This window comes from Nonomuraea corallina (assembly GCF_027620315.1).
Lineage (GTDB): Bacteria > Actinomycetota > Actinomycetes > Streptosporangiales > Streptosporangiaceae > Nonomuraea > Nonomuraea corallina.
Genome location: NZ_JAPNNL010000148.1, coordinates 1 through 18,236 on the forward strand (window position 1 = coordinate 1; position 18,236 = coordinate 18,236).

Annotated in this window: 15 protein-coding genes; 6 read left to right on the plus strand and 9 right to left on the minus strand. The window is 66.9% G+C overall.

The genetic code is table 11. The features are described from left to right. Nucleotides 1-94: 94 nt before the first annotated feature. A complete protein-coding gene (locus OUY22_RS28105) occupies nucleotides 95-904 on the plus strand; it encodes a trypsin-like serine peptidase (protein WP_270158193.1) in 810 nt (269 codons plus the stop codon). On the opposite strand, the gene OUY22_RS28110 is transcribed toward OUY22_RS28105, so the two are convergent. Together OUY22_RS28110 and OUY22_RS28115 are read right to left on the minus strand one after the other, a co-directional pair. Beyond that, entirely contained in the window at nucleotides 885-1,778 is an 894-nt protein-coding gene (locus OUY22_RS28110) for a Gfo/Idh/MocA family protein (RefSeq protein WP_270158194.1), read from the minus strand. The genes OUY22_RS28105 and OUY22_RS28110 overlap by 20 nt on opposite strands. Beyond that, entirely contained in the window at nucleotides 1,775-2,686 is a 912-nt protein-coding gene (locus OUY22_RS28115; RefSeq protein WP_270158195.1) for an NAD-dependent epimerase/dehydratase family protein, read from the minus strand. The genes OUY22_RS28110 and OUY22_RS28115 overlap by 4 nt, the downstream gene beginning before the upstream one ends. A 198-nt stretch (nucleotides 2,687-2,884) precedes the next feature. Between OUY22_RS28115 and OUY22_RS28120 the strand changes: the two genes are divergently transcribed. Further along, nucleotides 2,885-3,580, plus strand: a complete 696-nt coding sequence (locus tag OUY22_RS28120) for a TetR/AcrR family transcriptional regulator (RefSeq protein ID WP_270158196.1) — start codon at nucleotides 2,885-2,887, stop codon at nucleotides 3,578-3,580. Here the strand turns inward: OUY22_RS28120 and OUY22_RS28125 are convergent. From OUY22_RS28125 to OUY22_RS28135, 3 genes are read right to left on the minus strand one after another with little or no spacing between them, the layout of a single operon-like run. Further along, on the minus strand, nucleotides 3,577-4,164 hold the full coding sequence (locus OUY22_RS28125; RefSeq protein WP_333486806.1) for a TetR/AcrR family transcriptional regulator: 588 nt from the start codon (nucleotides 4,162-4,164) through the stop codon (nucleotides 3,577-3,579). The genes OUY22_RS28120 and OUY22_RS28125 overlap by 4 nt on opposite strands. 10 nt (nucleotides 4,165-4,174) lie before the next feature. After that, nucleotides 4,175-6,541 (minus strand): PEP/pyruvate-binding domain-containing protein, encoded by a 2,367-nt coding sequence (locus tag OUY22_RS28130; protein ID WP_270158198.1) that lies wholly within the window; start codon nucleotides 6,539-6,541, stop codon nucleotides 4,175-4,177. Further along, complete coding sequence (locus OUY22_RS28135; RefSeq protein ID WP_270158199.1) at nucleotides 6,538-7,917, minus strand: MFS transporter; 1,380 nt, start codon at nucleotides 7,915-7,917, stop codon at nucleotides 6,538-6,540. Before OUY22_RS28135 ends, OUY22_RS28130 begins: the two co-directional genes overlap by 4 nt. A 388-nt stretch (nucleotides 7,918-8,305) precedes the next feature. On the opposite strand from OUY22_RS28135, the gene OUY22_RS28140 reads away from it, so the two are divergent. Both OUY22_RS28140 and OUY22_RS28145 read left to right on the plus strand, forming a co-directional pair. Further along, nucleotides 8,306-10,522 (plus strand): GmrSD restriction endonuclease domain-containing protein, encoded by a 2,217-nt coding sequence (locus OUY22_RS28140; RefSeq protein ID WP_270158200.1) that lies wholly within the window; start codon nucleotides 8,306-8,308, stop codon nucleotides 10,520-10,522. A gap of 44 nt (nucleotides 10,523-10,566) precedes the next feature. Continuing rightward, the gene (locus OUY22_RS28145; protein ID WP_270158201.1) at nucleotides 10,567-12,246 is read left to right on the plus strand and encodes a GmrSD restriction endonuclease domain-containing protein; all 1,680 of its coding nucleotides are present in this window, start codon (nucleotides 10,567-10,569) and stop codon (nucleotides 12,244-12,246) included. 181 nt (nucleotides 12,247-12,427) lie between these two features. Here the strand turns inward: OUY22_RS28145 and OUY22_RS28150 are convergent, their stop codons facing one another. Next, nucleotides 12,428-12,916 carry an ATP-binding protein gene (locus OUY22_RS28150; protein WP_270158202.1) on the minus strand — a complete coding sequence of 163 codons (489 nt, stop codon included), beginning with the start codon at nucleotides 12,914-12,916 and terminating at the stop codon, nucleotides 12,428-12,430. Between the two features lie 137 nt (nucleotides 12,917-13,053). Between OUY22_RS28150 and OUY22_RS28155 the strand changes: the two genes are divergently transcribed. Both OUY22_RS28155 and OUY22_RS28160 read left to right on the plus strand, forming a co-directional pair. Further along, nucleotides 13,054-13,878 (plus strand): helix-turn-helix domain-containing protein, encoded by an 825-nt coding sequence (locus tag OUY22_RS28155; RefSeq protein WP_270158203.1) that lies wholly within the window; start codon nucleotides 13,054-13,056, stop codon nucleotides 13,876-13,878. Then, nucleotides 13,866-14,078 carry a DUF397 domain-containing protein gene (locus OUY22_RS28160; RefSeq protein ID WP_270158204.1) on the plus strand — a complete coding sequence of 71 codons (213 nt, stop codon included), beginning with the start codon at nucleotides 13,866-13,868 and terminating at the stop codon, nucleotides 14,076-14,078. The genes OUY22_RS28155 and OUY22_RS28160 overlap by 13 nt, the downstream gene beginning before the upstream one ends. An 88-nt stretch (nucleotides 14,079-14,166) precedes the next feature. Here the strand turns inward: OUY22_RS28160 and OUY22_RS28165 are convergent, their stop codons facing one another. From OUY22_RS28165 to OUY22_RS28175, 3 genes are all read right to left on the minus strand, one after another. Beyond that, on the minus strand, nucleotides 14,167-15,315 hold the full coding sequence (locus OUY22_RS28165) for a restriction endonuclease subunit S (protein ID WP_270158205.1): 1,149 nt from the start codon (nucleotides 15,313-15,315) through the stop codon (nucleotides 14,167-14,169). Next, nucleotides 15,312-16,793: a class I SAM-dependent DNA methyltransferase gene (locus tag OUY22_RS28170; RefSeq protein WP_270158206.1), complete on the minus strand. Its 1,482-nt coding sequence runs from the start codon at nucleotides 16,791-16,793 to the stop codon at nucleotides 15,312-15,314. The genes OUY22_RS28165 and OUY22_RS28170 overlap by 4 nt, the downstream gene beginning before the upstream one ends. 168 nt (nucleotides 16,794-16,961) lie before the next feature. After that, nucleotides 16,962-18,236: type I restriction endonuclease subunit R (locus OUY22_RS28175; RefSeq protein ID WP_270158207.1), on the minus strand; the 1,275-nt coding region annotated here is incomplete at its 5' end.

Consider the following 18,236-nt stretch of genomic DNA (forward strand, 5'->3'; position numbering starts at 1 on the left):
CGGCGCATGGACAATCCCCAGGTTGGGTAAACAATGATGTCGCAGATCAGAGCGCTGATCGTTTCCTGCTAGAAGTAGGTGGGTGTTGAGGTTGGTGCTCTGTCTCGCTCTGCTCGAACCCTCCGGCGCCGCCGTGGCCCCGCAGCGGAACATCCCGGCGCGCAAGGTGCTCACGCCGCACGGCGACCGGCTCGGTTACGCCCCGGTGCCGCGCCCGCTCACCGGCGCGCGCCGGCTCGCCGGGGTGCTGGTCGGCCGCGACCGCGCGACGGGCGAACGCGTGATGTGCGGCGGCACCGTGCTGCGCTCGCGCAGCCGCAGCCTGGTGCTGACGGCCGCGCACTGCCTGCGCGACCGCGGCCGGACGCTGGAGCGGCTGGTCTTCCTGCCCGGCTACGACGAGGGCCGGCCGCTGCACGGCGTGTGGCCGGTGGTGCGGACGTGGGTGCCGTCCCGCTGGCGGGGCCGCTCGTTCGGGCCCGACCTGCTGCCGTACGACGTCGGGCTGGTCGGGGTGGCCGCCAAGCGCCGCGGCCGGCTGGAGGACGTGACCGGGCGCGGGCTGCGCACCCTGGCGACCGGCAGGGGCACCGCGCTGCGCGGGCTCGAACTCCTCGGCTACCCCGGGGGCAGACGGTATCCGGGCGACCGCATGTACCACTGCTTCGGCGACGCGGTGGAAGGCGCGGAAGACGGGCCGGGCGTGCTGGTGACGCGCAACTGCCACGCGGCGGCCGGCGGCAGCGGCGGCCCCGCCCTCCACGAGGGCGCGGTGGCCGGCGTCGTCTCCTCCTCCAGCCCGCTGCGCGACGCCAAGGGCTTCACCGTGCTCAGCCGGCTCGGCGGCGCGCCGTTCACCCGGATGTACGAGCAGGCGGACCGCGTCATGAGCCGATCGAGCTGACGATCTCCTCACAGAGGGCGTGGGTGACGAGGGAGTCGTCGGCCGTGATCAGGCGGCCTTCGGCGACGGCGGCGAGGAACTCCCGGCAGATCGCCTCGATGCCGCGCTGGCGGGCGACCGGCACCCAGTCGGGCCGCCGCCGCAGCGTCTCACCGCCCGCGTAGTCGATCACGTCGCCGAGGTTGACCACGCGGCGTTTGACGCCGTCCCCCATCACCTCGCAGCTCTCCTCCGCGGCCCCGCTCACCCGGTTCATCACGCCGATGGCGGTGAAGCCGTCGCCGGACAGCTCCAGCACGACGTGCTCCAGCAGCCCGTCGCCGTTCACCCGGGTGCGGAACCGGGAGCCGGTGACCTCCCCCGGCGCCAGGAACCTCAGCGTGTCGACCACATGGATGAAGTCGTCGAAGACCACCTGGCGCGGGACCCCGGGCTGACGCTCCCGGTTCTTCTCCATCAGCACCAGGTGGCGGGGCAGCCCGGCCAGCGCGGCGTAGCCGGGCGCGTGCCGGCGGTTGAAGCCCACCATCAGCGACCGGCCCTCGGCGCGGGCCAGCGCGGCCAGCCGCTCGCAGTCGGCCAGGTTGTCGGCCAGCGGCTTGTCCACGTACACGTGCGCCCCCGCCGCCAGCAGCGTCTCCACGATCTCGGGGTGGGCGGGGGTGGCGGCGTGCACGAACGCCGCGTCAACCCCGGCCTTGACGACCTCGTCCACCGTGGCGGACCGCCGTTCGATCCGGTAGGCGTCGCCGAGGCGGCGCAGCCTGGCCTGGTCGCGGGTGCACAGGTGGAGGTCGATCCCGGGATGGGCGGCCAGCACCGGCAGGTAGGCCTTCTCCGCGATGTCACCGAGGCCGATCATGGCAGTTCTCACGCGTCGAGCGTAGCTTTGAACGCCTCGTCGACGGAGGTGGGCGTGACCCCGAAGGCCCGCTGGAAGGCGGAGGAGTCGAGCACGTACGGCGCGACGAACTGGTAGCGGATGTGCCTCATCTCGCTGATCATGGGCTGGACGAGCCCCACAGCCCGCACCAGCGGCCACGGGACGCGCGCCATCCTCGGCGCCGGCCGGCCGAGCAGCCGGGCCATCCGCTCCCCCACCTGGCGGAACGTCATCGGCTCCGCGGTCGGCACGTGCCACGGCCTCCCCCACGCCCGCTCGTCACTCCCGGCGACGACCAGCGCCTCGGCCACGTCGGGCAGGTACGTCCAGCTGTGCGGGACGTCGAGCGGCCACACCACCTGGATGGTCCTGCCCGCCTTGAGCGGAGGGAGGAACCGGGTGCCCAGGTAGGACTGGTCGGTGGCGCCGGGGCCGAAGTAGTCGGAGCCGCGCACCTCGGTCACCCGGATCCGGCCGGCCCGGTGCGCGGCCAGCGCGTCCTCCCACATGCGGGCCCGTACCCGGAACTTGGGGTTGGCGGAGGCGAGGGGCAGGTCCTCGGTCATCGGGCCGGTGACCGGGCCGTACGGGTAGAGGTTGCCGAGGATGGTCAGCACCGCGCCCGAGGTTTCGGCCGCGGCCAGGAACGACGCGGCCATAGGCGGCCAGTCGGTGTGCCAGCGGTGGTAGCGCGGGTTGACGCAGTTGTAGAGGACGTCCGCGCCCTTCGTGATCTCGACGAGGCGGCGCCGGTCGGCGACGTCGGCCGCGACCTTGACGGCTCCTTCGGGGCCGGTGCCGGACCGGGTCACCACGGTGACCTCGTGGCCCCGGTCGAGCAGCTTGCGTGCCAGGTGCGTACCGACCTGGCCGGAACCCACGACGACATGTTTCCCCATGATCAGACCTGCTTCCAGACGATGCGGAGAACCGCGTTGACGACGAAGAGCGCGGCGAGGACCCCGGCGGGCACGGCGATCGCGAAGACCTCCGGGGTGACTGCCGTTCTTGTATGAGAGCGATGCTCTCTTAGGAGAGCGCTGTTCGTCAAGAGCAGTGCTCTCGTTTCTGGCGCTTGCTCTGGTAACGTGCTGCGCATGACAGCGAGCCGAACCGCGCGCGAGCGCGTCAGAGCCGAGCTCAGCAGGGAGATCGTCGACATCGCCCGCCGCCAGCTCGCCACCGAGGGCGCGGGCGGGCTGTCACTGCGCGCGGTCGCCCGCGAGATGGGCATGGTCTCGTCGGCGGTCTACCGCTACTTCCCGAGCCGTGACGACCTGCTCACCACGCTGATCATCGACGGCTACAACGCGCTCGGCGAGGCCGTGGAGCGCGCCGAGGCGGCCCGCCCGCGCGACGACTTCCTCGGCCGCTGGCTGGCGGCCTGCCACGGCGCGCGCGACTGGGCGCTGGCCCACCCGCACGAGTACGCGCTCCTCTACGGCTCGCCGGTGCCCGGCTACGAAGCGCCGCAGGACACCGTCCCGGCCCGGCTGCGCGACGTGACGGTGCTCTCCGCCGTCCTGCGGGACGCCGTCGAGGCGGGCGCCGCCGACCCGCCGCCGCTCGGCCCGCCGCCGCCCGCCACGCTCGTGGCCGACGGGGAGAACATGCGCGCCATCATGGCCGGCGTGCCGGACGAGCTGATCCTCCGGGCGCTCACGTCATGGACCGCGATGTACGGCTGGATCAGCCTCGAACTGTTCGGCCAGCTGAACAACGCCATCGAGGACCGGCGCACGGCCTTCGACCACTCGATGCGCACCATGGCCGCCGTCATGGGCCTGCACTAGCGGGTCAGCAGCGGGACCATGACCTCGTCCACGATGTCGACCACCAGCCGGTCGGGGATGGGCGGCCCCTGGAAGAGGAAGTGCTGCCGCAGCAGGGCCTGACCGGTGTCGAGGCGGAGCGGCAGGGCCGCCTCCCGGGAGATCTCGCCGCGCTCGACGGCGCGCCGGGCGATCTCGGCCATCATCTTCCGGCCCGCGCCCTGGGAGTTCTCCCGGAAGGCGCGGCCCCCCGCCTCGTCGCCCAGCGCCTCGGCGAGCAGGCCGCGCATCGCCTCGCCCGCCGGGCCGGCCAGGATGTCGGCCATGCCGCGCAGCAGGGCCAGCAGGTCGCCGCGGAGGCTGCCGGTGTCGGGGACCTCCGACACGGCCGGCAGCGAATGGTAGACCGAGTCCATGACCAGGGCGACGCGGGTGGGCCAGCGGCGGTAGAGCGACGCCTTGCTCGCCCTGGCCCGCTCGGCCACCCGCTCCATGGTGAGCTTGGCGTAGCCGCTCTCGGCCAGCTCGTCGAGCGTCGCCCGGTAGATCGCGGAGGCGAGCTCCTCGCCCCGGCGGCGCGGTAGTTTGCGGTGGTCGGTGACCATCTCCGTCATCCTATCCAGCCGCCGTGACGACGCCCGCGTCGCCGTCCACGGTGACCCGCTGCCCGTCGGCCAGCACCGCGGTGCCGTCGCCGGTGCCCATGACGGCGGGGATGCCGTACTCCCTGGCCACGATCGCGGCGTGGGAGGCGATGCCGCCGGTGTCGACGACCACCGCGGCGGCGCGCTGGAACAGCGGCGTCCACGACGGGTTCGTGTAGGGGCAGACCAGCACGTCGCCGCGGCCGAGCTTGCCGAACTCCGACGGGTCGCGGACGACGGTGACCGGCCCGGTGGCGGTGCCGGCGCTCGCGGGGGTGCCGGCGACGAGCGCGTCGGCGGCCTCGCGGGCCGGGAAGACGGACCTCGGGTCGATGAGCCGCACCCCGGCGAGCTCCTCACGCCGGGCGGCCCGCGCGGTCACGGCGGCCCGCAGCCGCCGGGCGTGCGCGTCGCCCAGCGCGGCCACGTCCCCGATCTCCTCCAGCTCCTCCAGCCTGAGGTGGAAGACGTCCTCGGGGGTGTCGAGCACGCCCGCCTCGCGCAGCCTGCGGCCGATCTCGACGATGGACCGGCGCAGCACGGGCAGCGGCAGCGTGAAGACGAAGTGGCTGTCCTCGCGGAAGGCGACGCCCGCGCGGGCGGCCTGCACCTTGCGCACCATCCTGTCACGGCCGCGGCCGCCGCGCAGCCGCGGGTGGGCGAGCAGCCGCTCCAGCGCCTCGTCGCCGGACGTGGGCCGGGGCGGCTCGGCGGCCAGCACCCGCACCAGGTCGAGCACGGTCTCCGGCGCGTCGGCCCAGGTCGGCGGGGTGACCAGCAGCGGGCTGGCACCTTCCCGGTGGCCGTACTCGGCGAGGAACTCCCGGAAAGCGACCTGGAACGCCTCGGGCAGCGGGTCCCGGTCGAGCGCGCCGGTGCGGGCCGCCTCCTCGGCCAGCTCCTCCAGGGCCAGGTTCGCGTCGCCGGTGCGGGTGCGGGCGCCGGCGATCAGGTCGCCGAACAGGTCGGCCCTGCCGAGCAGCTTGAGCGCGACGAGCAGCCGCAGCAGCGACAGACCGCTGCGGGGCAGATAGTCGATGCGCAGCGCGGCCACGGGCCGCACCGCGGCCAGCACCCGGCGCGGCGTCCCGACGAGCTCCGGCCAGGGCAGCGCGGCCAGGTCGAGCGCCATGAGCGCGCGCACGCCGTCGAGATAACGGGGGTAGCGCGGGTCGTCGGTCCACCGGGCGGGATCGTACCGGCGGGCCTTGGCGGCGATCAGGAACGGCGCGACGAGCGCCCTCGGCCCGGGGCGCGGGCGGGGCGGCACCAGCCGGTAGACGACCCCGTCCTCCTCTTCGAGGAACCCCTCGAACGCGCCGCGCAGGCCGAAGTGACCCGTCACCGTGCCCATGAGCCCGGCGGGCCCGTGCGGCAGCCAGGTGGACATGTCAATCGGATAAGGACGGACCGGCACGTACTCCATCAGGATGGTGGCGAGCCTGCGCCGGAGCGGGTTGAGCCTGCCCAGCGGGGGCGGCGGCAGCGCGGTCATCGGCCGGGCCTGCACCAGGCTGACCTCGCCGTCCGCGTACGTCCACTCGATGTCCTGGGGACGGCCGAAGCGGCGGGCGACCTCGGTGCCGAGCCGGGCCAGCTCGCGCAGCACGCCGGCGGGCAGGCGCGTGCCGGGCGCGTCGTCGCCGCTCTCGTGGCTGACCCCGCCGCCCGCCAGGGCGCGGATCACGACCTCGCGCCGGCCGGGCGCGAACTCGGCGATCTCACCCTCCGGGGTGAGCACGTAGTGGTCGGGCGTGACGAGGCCGGAGACGACCGCCTCCCCGAGGCCGGTCCCGGCGTCGACGACGAGCCGGCCGCGGTCGCCGGTGACGGGGTCCGCGGTGAACATCACGCCCGCCGCCTCCGCCGCCACCATGCGCTGCACCACGACGGCGATGCGCACCTCGGCCGGGTCGATGCCGAGCCGGTCGCGATAGGCGACGGCGCGCTCGGACCAGAGCGAACCCCAGCAGCGGCGGACCGCGTCGATCAGCGCGTCCTCGCCCACCACGTTGAGATAGGTGTCCTGCTGCCCGGCGAACGCGGCGCCGGGCAGGTCCTCGGCGGTGGCGCTGGAACGCACCGCGACCGGCCCGGCGCCGAGCTCGCGGTAGGCGGTCAGGATCTGCCGGCGCAGGGCGTCCGGCATCTCCAGGTTCTCGAAGTACGCGCGCGTGACGTTTCCGGCGGCCACCAGGTCATAGGCGGCGGTCGTGACGACGAACCCGCCCGGGACGGGAAAACCGCCCGCGATCAGCTCTCCGAGGTTGGCTCCCTTCCCGCCCGCGAGGGCGAGGTCGCCACGGCCGAACGAACGCAAGGGGGCGACGAGTGTCATGAGGTCTCCTGGGCGTAAGCGGTGGTGCGAAGGGGACGCGCCGGCAGCGCCAGCGCGAGCAGGAAAGCCGCGCCGAGCAGCGGCGACATGGCCGCGAACACCGGCGGGACGGCCTCGGCGAAGGCGGCGCGCGCGCCGGCGTCCAGCTGGGCGCTGGTGTGGGGCAGGTCGCCGGCCAGGCGCCAGGTGATGAGCGCGCCGACGAGGGCGACACCGGCGGAGGCGCCGATCTGGCGCAGGAACGTCACCGCCGAGGTGGCGGCGCCCAGATCGGCGTGGCCGACCGCGTTCTGCGCGGTCAGCACCATGACCTGCATGACGAGCCCGACACCGAGCCCGACCAGCAGCAGCACGCCGGCCAGCGCCACCGGGTCCGGGGCCGCGAGCGGCAGCACGGCCAGCCCTGTCGCGGCGAGCGCGGTGCCCACCACGGGGTAGCCCTTGTATCGGCCGGTCCTGGTGATCAGCCTGCCGGAGACCACGGTGGTCGTCAGCACCCCCGCCATGAGCGCGGTGACCAGCAACCCGGCGCCGGTGGCCGACGCGCCGTGCGCGATCCGTACATAGGCGGGGATGTACGAGACGGTGCCGAAGAGCGCGAACCCGATGAGCAGGCTGATCGCCACCGGCACGGCGAACGCCCGGTCCCTGAACAGCCGGAGCGGCAGGATCGGGTCGGCGGCGCGGCGGGCGGTGACCAGCCAGGCCGCCACGGCGAGAGCGGTCAGCGCGAGGAAGGCGGGCTCGCGGGTCTGGCCGAGCATGACCACGCCGACGACGGCCAGGCCGAGCGTGACCGCTCCGGCGACGTCGACCGGGGCGCGTGACCGGGGCCTGGGGAGCTTGAGGGTGGCGGTGAGCACGACGAAGGCGAGCAGACCCAGCGGCGGGTAGAGGGCGAAGATCCACCGCCAGCCCGCCGTGTCGACGAGGAACCCGCCGGCCAGCGGTCCCCCGACGGCCGCCACCACGTAGGCGGCCCCGATCAGCCCCAGGTAGCGGCCGCGCTCGCGAGGGCTGACGACCTCGCCGATGATGGCCTGGGCGCCGATCATCAGCCCGCCCCCGCCGACGCCCTGCACCGCGCGGAACGCCACGAACTGCGGCATCGTCGTCGCCGTCGCGCAGAGCACGGCTCCGACCACGAAGATCACGATGGCGAGCTGCATCAGCGGCTTGCGGCCGAACCGGTCGCCGAGCTTGCCGTACACCGGCATCACGACGGTCGCGGCCACCAGGTAGGCGGTGATCACGGCAGGCATCTGGTCGAGCCCGCCGAGGTCACCGGCCACGGACGGCAGCGCGGGCGTCATGATCGTCTGATCGAGCGCGCCGAGCAGCATGCAGAGCATCAGCCCGGTCAGCACGACGACCATCCCGCCACCTCCTTAGAGTACGGATCGTTCTCTATCCAGAGTAGGCGTCTCCTTTAGGAAACGCAACGTTCACTATTCGTTCCTTGCGGCCTGCTCGGAGGCGATCGCACTGTCAGCTCCGGCGAATGAGCTCCGCGAGGCTCGTCGCCGGATGCCCGGCGACCTTGTACAGGTTGTCGCGCAAGAACGTGAACGCCCCCCGAGGCACGGATGCGCTCCCCGGCGGCCCAGGATGCCCGAGCGAGCCGCTAGGACAGATCAGAAGTAGCTGCCGCAGCGTCACGACCTGGGCGTGATTCGTAACATTCTCTCGCCGGCCGCGATAGAGGAAGAGTAGGTCAGCTCTTGAAGAGCGCATCCCCCACAGGCGAGAGGCACTTCCGATTCCATGGCGGACAGTCCCATTCCCGGAAAAGGTGTAACGGTCCAACTCCTCTTCGAAGGCAGCACATTCGCCCTGGACTACTACCAACGGGAGTACACGTGGACACGGGACGAGGTTCGGACCCTCATCGAAGACCTAACCCGCCGTTTCCTTCCTCAGTGGAGTTCGCTGCATGAGCGTGAAGAAGTCGGCGACTACGCTCCCTACTTCCTCGGTCCCTACGTCTACCACGAGCAAGGCGGACGTACCTTTCTCGTCGACGGCCAGCAGCGCATCACCACCCTCCACCTCCTGCTGATCTATCTTCGACAGCTCCTCATGGACCAAGGAGCAGATCCCGACCTCGACATCAGCGCCGTAGGTCGACTCATCCACACCGCTCGGTACGGCAAGCGCAACTTCACGGTTGACGCCTCGGAGGAACCGGCTCGCGCCCAGCTACTGAGTGCCCTTATGAAGGATTGGAAGAGCCTTGATGGTTTCTTCCTTCCCGACGATGCCCCCGTATCGGTCAAGAACCTCCACGATCGGAGCCGGGAGATCGACGAGGACTTCCCCGAGTCCCTTCGAGGCGAGGCGCTGCCGTTCTTCGTCGAGTGGTTGCTCAGCAGGGTGTGCTTGGTCGGCATCCGGGCGCTGGACCAGGAGAACGGGCGCGAGATCTTCGTGTCGATGAACGACCGAGGACTGCGCCCGAGCCCTGTCGACCTCCTCAAGGGCCACCTCTTCCGCCGCGTGGGCCCTCAGGTACGCGTGGAACTTGGCAAGGCATGGGCCGACATGCTCGCTCGCTTGGCCGCAGCGGAAGCCGACCTGCACGATGCGAACGCTCCAAGCGCCTATGTCCGTTCCTTCCTTCTGGCTCAGTACGCTCGCTTCGACGAGTCCTCCACGGATGCCGAAAAGATCGAACAGGCTTTTCACGACTGGGTTCTCGACAACGAGGCCCACCTCGGGCTTGACCGCCCGACCGGAGCGCACGAGTTCATCAAGAGACTCGCAGAAATGTCCTTGCGCTACTGCACCGTCCTGCGCGCCAGCCGGGAGTTCAAGCCGGAACTGGCTTCTGTCTTCTTCAACGGCCACAACGGCATCGACAATCAGTTCACCCTGCTTCTGGCTGTCGCATCCCCTGAGGACCCTGAGCGTGTCTTCATCGAGAAATGCGCCCTCGCGGCGGCGTTTCTTGACCTCGTCTACGTGCGACGATGCGTCAACAACCTTCCAGTACAGCGCCGCGACCTGGACGAGGTCATCCATGGCGTGATCACCAGCTTGCGCGCTTGCCGTAGGGCCGAAGATATGGCCGCAGTTCTTGGCAGTGAGATCTCTCTTCTTGAGCACGACTTCCGCGAGCTCAAATCGTTCGGGCTTCGTGCGAACAATCGGCGTCTGGTCCGCTATCTGCTCGCGCGCATGACCGCTCATGTCCAGCGACAGTGCGATGGCGGAGATCCCGAAGGAGACTACCTACAGGGCCCGCTCAACTACGAGGTCGAACACATCTGGGCCAACCACTTCGAACGCTACAAGCCCATGCCCAAGGTCAAGACGGTCGCGGCCTTCGAGCACTGGCGCAACCGCCTCGGGGCGCTGCTGATCCTTCCCAAGTCGGTCAACGCGAGCTTCCGGGATGATCCCTACGACCAGAAGATCGAACACTATCGCCAGCAGAACCGACTGGCGGCCTCTCTGCATCAGATCAGCCGCGTGCGAAACCCCTCGTTCGTCAAGTACATCAAGACCGCGAAGCTCGAGAAGGCCTTTCGGCCCTGCCCTACCTTCGGAACGAACGAGATCGAGCAGCGTCAGGAGCTTTACCGGCTCCTATGCGAGGAGATCTGGAACCCGACCAGGCTCGGGTTCAGGATGCCGAAGAGCCAGCCGACCCCCGAGCAGGTGGCACGGCGACGCACCCGAGCACACTATGGCATCGAGATCCTCGATTTGATCAAAGCAGAGCTAGTGTCGGAGGGCGCCCGGATCAGCCGAAAATGGAAAGGGGACTTCTACGGTGCGACTGTTGAAGCAGATGGTGTGATTCGGCTGGACACCGGTGAACCCTTCCACTCGCTATCCGCCGCAGGGGCCGCTGTGGCGGGGACGAGGGCATGTCCGGGCTGGGACGTCTGGCGGATCGAGCGCAACGGCGTGACAGTCCCCCTCAAGGATCTCCGCAACGAGCTGATCAAAATGGGCCTCGCTCAAGGCGGCACGTGAGTCACGGACCGAGGTCCAATCGCCAGCGGTGACATCATGGTCCATTGGCACTCACGACACTCTCGCCCCAGTCGCTTCCTCTCGGAGAACCAGTGCAGCGGTCATCCTCCCGCAGGCGTCTGCCTCGCGACCCCGAACCCAACACCCCACGGCTTGTCACCGTCGCGGAGGACATCCTCGCCGGCCGCATCCTCCTGCCCAAGTTCCAGCGTGACTTCGTGTGGACCCGTCGGCAGGTCCTCAACCTGCTGGACTCCATTGCCCGGAACTACCCCATCGGCAGCATCCTCCTCTGGGACAGCGATCAAGAGCTGGCGAGCGAGAGAACCATCGCCGATCTGGACATCGACCTCCTCCCCGTCGGCCACCGGGTCAACTACCTGCTCGACGGCCAGCAGCGGCTCTCCACGTTCTGCGGAGCTCTCTACTGGGAGCCGGACGGTGATCCCAAGAGCATCTGGAACATCGTTTACGACCTCGCCGCGAACGAGTTCCTCCACCGCGACACGCTGGACGAGCCGCCACCGGCCCAGCTCCCACTGCGCTTCATGCTGAACCCCGCAGAATTCCTCACGCGGGTGGAGAAGCTTGACGACGGAGACCAGAAGGAGCGGGCGAAGCTGCTCTACAACCGTTTCAACGACTACCGGATCGCGACCGTGACGCTCCGGGACATGCCCATCGAGGAGATCGGCCTCGTCTTCGAGCGCGTCAACACCACAGGGACCGAGCTCAGCCTCGTCGAGTTCATGCGGGCTGCCACCTGGACTCCCGGCTTCGACCTGCTGGACTCCATCGACGCCATCAAAGAGGTCCTGCACCACAAGAACTACGGAAGCCTCGATCCCAAGGTTCTTCTTCGCGCCATCGCCGCGGCCGCTGGGTCCGGCTATTCCCGGGCAGACGTCGAACAGCTACGCCAGCTGCCCAAGGCGCAGCTCCAAGACGTGATCGCGGAAACCGAGGAGGCCGCGAAGCGTGCCGTGGACTTTCTCACCACCGAGATCAGGACGCCCTCGTCCAAGACGCTCCCCTACGACACCCAGTTCGCCGTTCTGGTCAGCATCTTCACGTGGCTGAAGAAGCCGTCCGCCGACCAGTTCGCCGCCATCCGCCGCTGGTTCTGGCGGACGACGCTCGGCGGCAGGTACCAGAACTGGAACCTCAACCAGATGGCGGCCGACCACGCCGCGGTCAACAAGTTCATCTCCGGCGACGCCAGCGAGATCGACATCCCGGTCTCCGTACCAGGCGCTGACATCTGGCATCGAAGCAGATTCAGCGTCGAGAACGCCGTCTCCAAGATGACCGCGCTCCTCCTGGCCGGCGCAACCCCGCTGGACATCCGCACCGGGGCCCTGCTGGACACCGGCAGGGCCCTCTCGTGGGCCAACGACAAGGAGTGGCACCACTTCTTCCCGAAGGACTACCTGAAGAAGCACCAGGGGATCGATGTCAGCGGCGCGAACGTCCCGGCCAACATCGTGATGCTGAGCTCGGCCACGAACATCTTCGTCTCCAACCAGCCGCCCGCCGGCTACCTCCGGGATTTCACAGACGAGCTGGGCGAGGCGCGAATCCTCAATCACCTGGCGAGTTGTCTAGTGTCCGAGGAAGCGTACGAGGCCGCGACCCGCAACGATTACCAGGAGTTCCTGCGCATCCGCTCAGAGACTCTCCACCGCCGCGCGCTGGACCTCGCCGGACTCACCCCGCCTACCTGATCCCCGGCCAGATCACCCGTACCTGTGGAGGTGCCCCCGATGAGGGCGGGAAGGTGCTCTCATCGGGGGCCATGCCCGGCCCTGGAGCTACGGGGGAAGGTCCCGACCGGACGTTTCCAGTGGCGGCTCCGCCGCTCTCCCTCCGCGAGAAGGCGGGCCGCCTGGTCCTGACCGGCCGCGCTCAGCCAGGGCCACGTCCGCCGACCGATCCGGAGACCGGCTCGGCAGCGGACGAGTCAGTGGAAGAAGGGGCGGCCCGAATGGCGCACCAGACAGTGCGGCCCAGCCCACGGCCGTGTTCGCGGCTCCCCCAGTCCTGGGAGATCTCTCGGACGATCAGCAGCCCCCGGCCGTCCTCGGCCTCGGACTCCTGTCGGATGTACGGCCCCGAGAACGCGGAACCGGGGTCGCGCACCTCCACGTAGATCAGTCCCTTCGCCTCGGTGACGGTGAGGCCGATGAAGTCGTACGGCCTGGCGTCGGAGTGCCGGAACGCGTTCGTCACGAGCTCGGACACCGCCAGCACGACGTCGTCGACCGCGGGATGATCGTCCCCGAGCCATCTGCGCACTTGTGAGCGGGCGTACGAGACGGATTCGCGAATGCCCACCAGCTGAATCGAACCGATGACCCTCGGCTCCGCACTCGCTGCTTTCATCACTTCACCCACTTGAAGAAGTCGGCCTCGATCTGCCTTCCAACCGTCCCAAATGATGGCTACAGTTAGTAGTCGGTTGACTTCGCTATGCCATCAACGGTTTCGATGAAAGTTCTGTTGAAACGGGTGGCAGTCCCCCTGGAGGTCAGGTGCCCAAGGAAAGCGAGCTGTGCCCTGCCGATTCGCCGACCGCACTCTTCGGCTTTGAGCTGCGACGACACCGCAAGACACGAGGGTGGTCTCAGATCCGTCTGTCGAAGGCGGTGTCCTACTCCGTCGGCACAATCAGCATGATCGAGACGGCCAGGCGGTCACCGACGGAGGATTTCGCCCGCCGCTGCGATGAAGCCCTGGAAGCGGAAGGGGCATTGATGCGGCTCTGGCCGATGGTCAGCCACGCATCGGCCCCTCCGTGGTTCCGGCCCTGGCTCGACGTGGAGGCTACAGCGGAGACGATCCGGACCTGGGAGCCACTGGTCGTACCCGGCCTGCTTCAGACTGAGGAGTACGCCAGAGCCATGCTGCGCGGAGAACCCGGCGTGACATCAGAGGAAATCGAGGAACATGTGCTCGCTCGCATGGAGCGCCAGTCGATTCTCCGGCGACCTAAACCTCCCATGCTCTGGGCGGTCATCGACGAGGGCGTTCTACATCGCCCAATCGGCGATGCCGCCGTGATGGCAGCGCAACTGTCGCACCTGCTCGAAGCCGGCCAAGCACCCCGGATAACCATCCAGGTTCTCCCCCTCAGCGCCTACTCCACGACTGGTCTCCTCGGAGGCTTCGCCATCACCCAGGCACAAGGAACTCCTGACACGGCATATGTTGAGGCCGCTTCCAACGCTCAGGTAACAGACTGGACTGAGAGTGTCAGGACTCTAGGATTCAGATATGAGGGGATTCGCTCCGAGGCACTTTCCCAGCGCGAATCTATGAATTTGATCAAGGAGGCGATGCAGCGATGGACGAGCTGACCCTGGACCTACGGGCAGCCACGTGGATCAAGTCGTCCTACTCGGGCAGCAACGGAGGCAACTGCGTTGAGGTCGCTGAGCTTTCAAGTGGATACCGAGGTGTCCGCGACAGCAAGAATCCCACTGGCCCTACCCTGGTCTTTACCCCGGGAGAATGGGACGCCTTCATCAACGGCGTCAAGGACGGAGAGTTCGACTAGGCCCAACCAGAATTCGCCTCCGAGGAATCCCCTTCCATCCAGGGTTCCCCGGAGGTCTCCCCCTACCACGGGAGAGTTCGTTTCGGCTTCAAAGCGTACCGTTGAACGCTGTGTTCAGTAGTGATGTTTTCAGCGCACTGACGTGCTCGTCCGCTATAGACGAGCGTGAAGCCGCCCCTCGAACTCCATCAAGTACTCGAGCTACCTTCTTTTGGATCGCAAGCCTAGGAAGCACTATTGCTTGTTGCGAGAAAGACTTTATTCCCAAGATTTTGTTTCGTCCAGCAGACCCGGGCGAAGACCGCCTGATGATCTCAAGGCCAACACTGCTCGTAAAGTACGAATAGAGATACCGCAGGTCCGCCATTTCGGGGTCTACTTTATAGGTCATGAAACGATGCGAGCCGATCATTCCCTTTTCTGCTTGGGAAGCAACGCCAACCGCGCCCTCCCAAGCAAAGACATTACTAAATATCAGGTCGTCGGGCTCGACCCAAAAGACGCGCTTCCCATTCAAGGCTTGGCCAGAGATTGGCGGTTTATGGAAGATTCCTCTACCGAAGGACCTGACTCCGATCTCCCGGTAGATAGCCAAATCCCGAACGTTGACCTGACGGCGCTGAAGCTTCATTACATCACCTACCGTACACCGCACAGTCGAACCGAGAAGCGAGTCTCCCACGAGCGATTCTTTGATGGCTATGACAAGTTTATGTGAGTGTTCTCGAAGATTTTGCATCCGATCTAGTCTGGAAAAGTAGTAATCGAGACGTGCCGCGATGCGTCGCTGCTCATCAAGCGAAGGGAGGGGAACCTCAAGCGCTTCGAAGTCCTTGATAGACAGGGTTTGATTACGCAAGACCGTTCCAGTTGAAGTTCCCCTGATCAACGAACGCCCCGCTTCGCTTTGGAAAAAGTAGTTCAAATAAGAGAGATCAACATCTCCAGTGGGGGCATAGCTCAGAAATCGACTAGAGGCAACGCAACCTGCTTCCCCATTTCCCGATACTGCAATTGCGCCTTCCCAGGCCATAATATTACTAACAATCAGACGGCCTGGTTTCAGATGGAAATAACGAAGCTTACTTAGCTCTTCTCCTTTGGTTGGCACTCGATGAAATATCCCCTTCCCGAAGGAGCGGATACCGATCGGCACATACTCCAAATCCGCATCAACCTCCAGAGGAACCCGCTCAAGCTTAAGGACCGAACCCAGCAACGTCGGCTTTAGGTTCACTTCGCCTCCTGAAAGTCGATGGCGAGCTCCTCGAGAAGACCGAGGATCTCACGTTCGGTGGCGATTAGCTCGGAGATCAGGTCTCCCGGTGGTCGATGGGCCAAATCATCCCCGCTTGCGGGGTTGCTGAGGTCGAGGTTGAACCCGCTCTCCACAATTTCTGCGATCGGAACCCGCCAAGCACGATCGTTTTCCTCGCGACCTTTACGCTCCTTCCCCCCCCACCACGCGATGCACTCGTCGAACTCCTCGTCCCGCATGGGCTTCGTCTTGCTGTAGCCCTTGCGGCCCTCAGGCGGAACAATCTCGTAGAACCAAGTCTCCTTGGTCGGACCGGTCTTCTCGAAGAAGAGCAGGTTGGCCGGAATCTGCGTGTAGGGCGCGAAGACTCCCTGCGGAAGCCGTACGATCGTGTGAAGATCGCACTCGCGCATCAGCCGTTCCTTGATACGAGTGCCCGCGCCCTCACCGAACAGCACGCCGTTGGGCAGAACGATCGCGCACCGGCCGCGGGGTTCGAGCTTGTCAAGGATCGCGACAAGGAACAGCCACGCCGTCTCTCTCGTCTGCACCCCCTTCGCGAAATGAGACAGGATCGAAGCTTCCTCCTCCCCACCGAACGGCGGGTTGGTGAGAACTACTTTGACCTTGCTCGCCGGCCCTGACTCACCGGTCATCTGGACCAGGGCGTTGTTGCGCACGATGGTCGGTGAGTCGATGCCATGCAGGATGAGGTTCATCAGGCAGAGCAGGTACGGTAGCGGCTTCTTCTCGATGCCCCTCAGATCCCGCTGAAGCTGCATCCGTGCGGCGGTGCTGTCGGCCTTGTCGCCCAGCTCTTCAAGACTCTCCACGAGAAAGCCGCCCGTCCCGCAGGCTGGGTCGAGGATGCTCTCCCCCAGTGACAGGAACGACTGCTTCACCGCGAATCTGATAACCGGCCTCGGCGTGTAGAACTCACCCGAGTCACCAGCGGCGTCACGCACTTCCCGCAGGATCGACTCGTACAAGTAAGCCATCGTATGGATGTCGTCGCTGGAGGCGAAATTGATCTCATTGAGCTGGCGGACGAGATCACCGAGGAGATAACCGGAGAGCATCCGGTTGTGGATGTCCTTGAACAGGTCCACGAGCACCACATCGCGAGGAGCCTTGTCCTCCAGATTCCCCTTGAGGTAGGGCAGGAGCTCGCCGTTGACGAAGTCGCGAAGCGTGTCGCCGTACAGGTTGGGATCGCTCGCCCAGTCACGCCAGCGGTAGGGCTCCTCGATAGCAGGACGGTAGTCGTCCTCCATCAGCTCCCGGTTGCCCTCCAGGGTGTCGAAGGCCCGCAGAAACAGCAGCCAGGAGAGCTGCGGCAATCGGTCCAGGTCACCGTTGAGACCCGCGTCCTTGCGCATGGTGTCACGCGCGGACTTGATGACCGCGCTCAACCGAGCGCGCGAGGTCTTGTCGGCGGTCTTACTGGCCGCTGCCATCAAGGAGCATCCTTCCGTTGTCGCCGGATCACGTCCGCGCGAGGAACTGCCTGGACTTCACACAGGTGCAGCCGAAGACGACTGGTCTGCTTCACTCGGTCGCGAACGTGGGCCATCGTAACGGACGGCCGTCACGACTCGAATGCGGTTTCGCATGAATATCCGGCGCTACGCGGCGTCGTAGACGTACTCTCCGAGCCGGTCCAGGACCTCCCGGAGCTTGCTTCCTCCGCCGAACCGGTCCGCCAGCTCCGACGGGCTCCCCAGGTCCCGGAGCGGGGGCAGGGTCAGTACGTTCGGCCGGAGTTCGACCGGGCCATACTCGACGTACTTGTCCAAGACCAGCTCCAGGATCTGCCTGGCGTCCTCCGCGAAGGTCTCCAGGAACGCACGGTGCTCCCTGCGCACTCGTCGAGCCCGTTCCCTGCGCGTCAGGGCCGGGAACTCCCAGGCCGCCGCCAGCAGGAGGTCGAGCGGATCGGCATCGTGGTCGCCCATCTGCTCGGCCAGCACGTTGAAGTCGATCCCCAAGTCATCCAACGCCCGAATGATGTCCGAGCGTGACTTGGCTCGCGCCCACTGGCCGCGCAGCTCCGTGGGACTGAGGTTCAGCTTGCGGACCTGGTCACCGGCGAACATCCGATACTCGACCATCTTGGGCCGGCCATTGTCGGCGTCCATGACATAGAGGGTGTCGTTCCAGATGAACACCTCCTGACCGTCCACATAGAACCTGCGGGCGCTGGTGGTCAGCTTCGAGACCAGCTCGTCGTCGCTCATGCCCTCGGCGGGGTCGAAGGACCCACCTTCCTGCCTGTCGTAGGCGGCCTCAGGCTCGGCGACTCGCACCTGGTCGTCGGTGAGATCCTCCTCGACGGTCTCGACCGCATGTCCGTCGTCGTCGGTCTTGACCTCGTAACGGCGGACTGGTGGCCCGTCGAACTCGGGGTCGTTGAACTTCCTGGTCGCGTAGACGAAGTCGATGATGTCGAAGCTGAACTTGTCCTTGTCCTTGAACAGTCTCGTCCCGCGTCCCACGATCTGCTTGAACTCCGTCATCGAGCCGATCGGGCGGAAGATCACGACGTTGCGGACCATCGGCATATCGACACCGGTGGAGAGCAGTCTGGACGTCACCGCGATCACCGGTGTGTCTGTGTCCACCTTCTTGAACTCGTCGAGGTGCGCGAGGCCAGGATCTCCATCCCTGGAGGTGATCCGAACCACGTAGTCACCGCCGTACTGCCGGGACAGATCCGCATTGAGGTTGTTCAGCTCGTCGCGCATCCGGCCGGCGTGGTCGGAGTCGACGCAGAACACGATGGTCTTGCTCATGCGACCGGTCTCATGCAGGAGGTCCGTCAGATACTGGGCCGCGACCTCGGTACGCTCCTTGATGGCGAGCACTCGCTCGAAGTCCGGCTGGGTGTACTCCCGTTCAGG

Coding starts and splice junctions, on each gene's coding strand:
- OUY22_RS28135 (WP_270158199.1), bottom strand. CDS start 7,917: ATGGTCGTCGTGCTGACCGGGCTGATGCTCTGCATGCTGCTCGGCGCG.
- OUY22_RS28125 (WP_333486806.1), bottom strand. CDS start 4,164: ATGGTCACCGACCACCGCAAACTACCGCGCCGCCGGGGCGAGGAGCTC.
- OUY22_RS28120 (WP_270158196.1), top strand. CDS start 2,885: ATGACAGCGAGCCGAACCGCGCGCGAGCGCGTCAGAGCCGAGCTCAGC.
- OUY22_RS28140 (WP_270158200.1), top strand. CDS start 8,306: ATGGCGGACAGTCCCATTCCCGGAAAAGGTGTAACGGTCCAACTCCTC.
- OUY22_RS28115 (WP_270158195.1), bottom strand. CDS start 2,686: ATGGGGAAACATGTCGTCGTGGGTTCCGGCCAGGTCGGTACGCACCTG.
- OUY22_RS28130 (WP_270158198.1), bottom strand. CDS start 6,541: ATGACACTCGTCGCCCCCTTGCGTTCGTTCGGCCGTGGCGACCTCGCC.
- OUY22_RS28170 (WP_270158206.1), bottom strand. CDS start 16,793: ATGGCAGCGGCCAGTAAGACCGCCGACAAGACCTCGCGCGCTCGGTTG.
- OUY22_RS28160 (WP_270158204.1), top strand. CDS start 13,866: ATGGACGAGCTGACCCTGGACCTACGGGCAGCCACGTGGATCAAGTCG.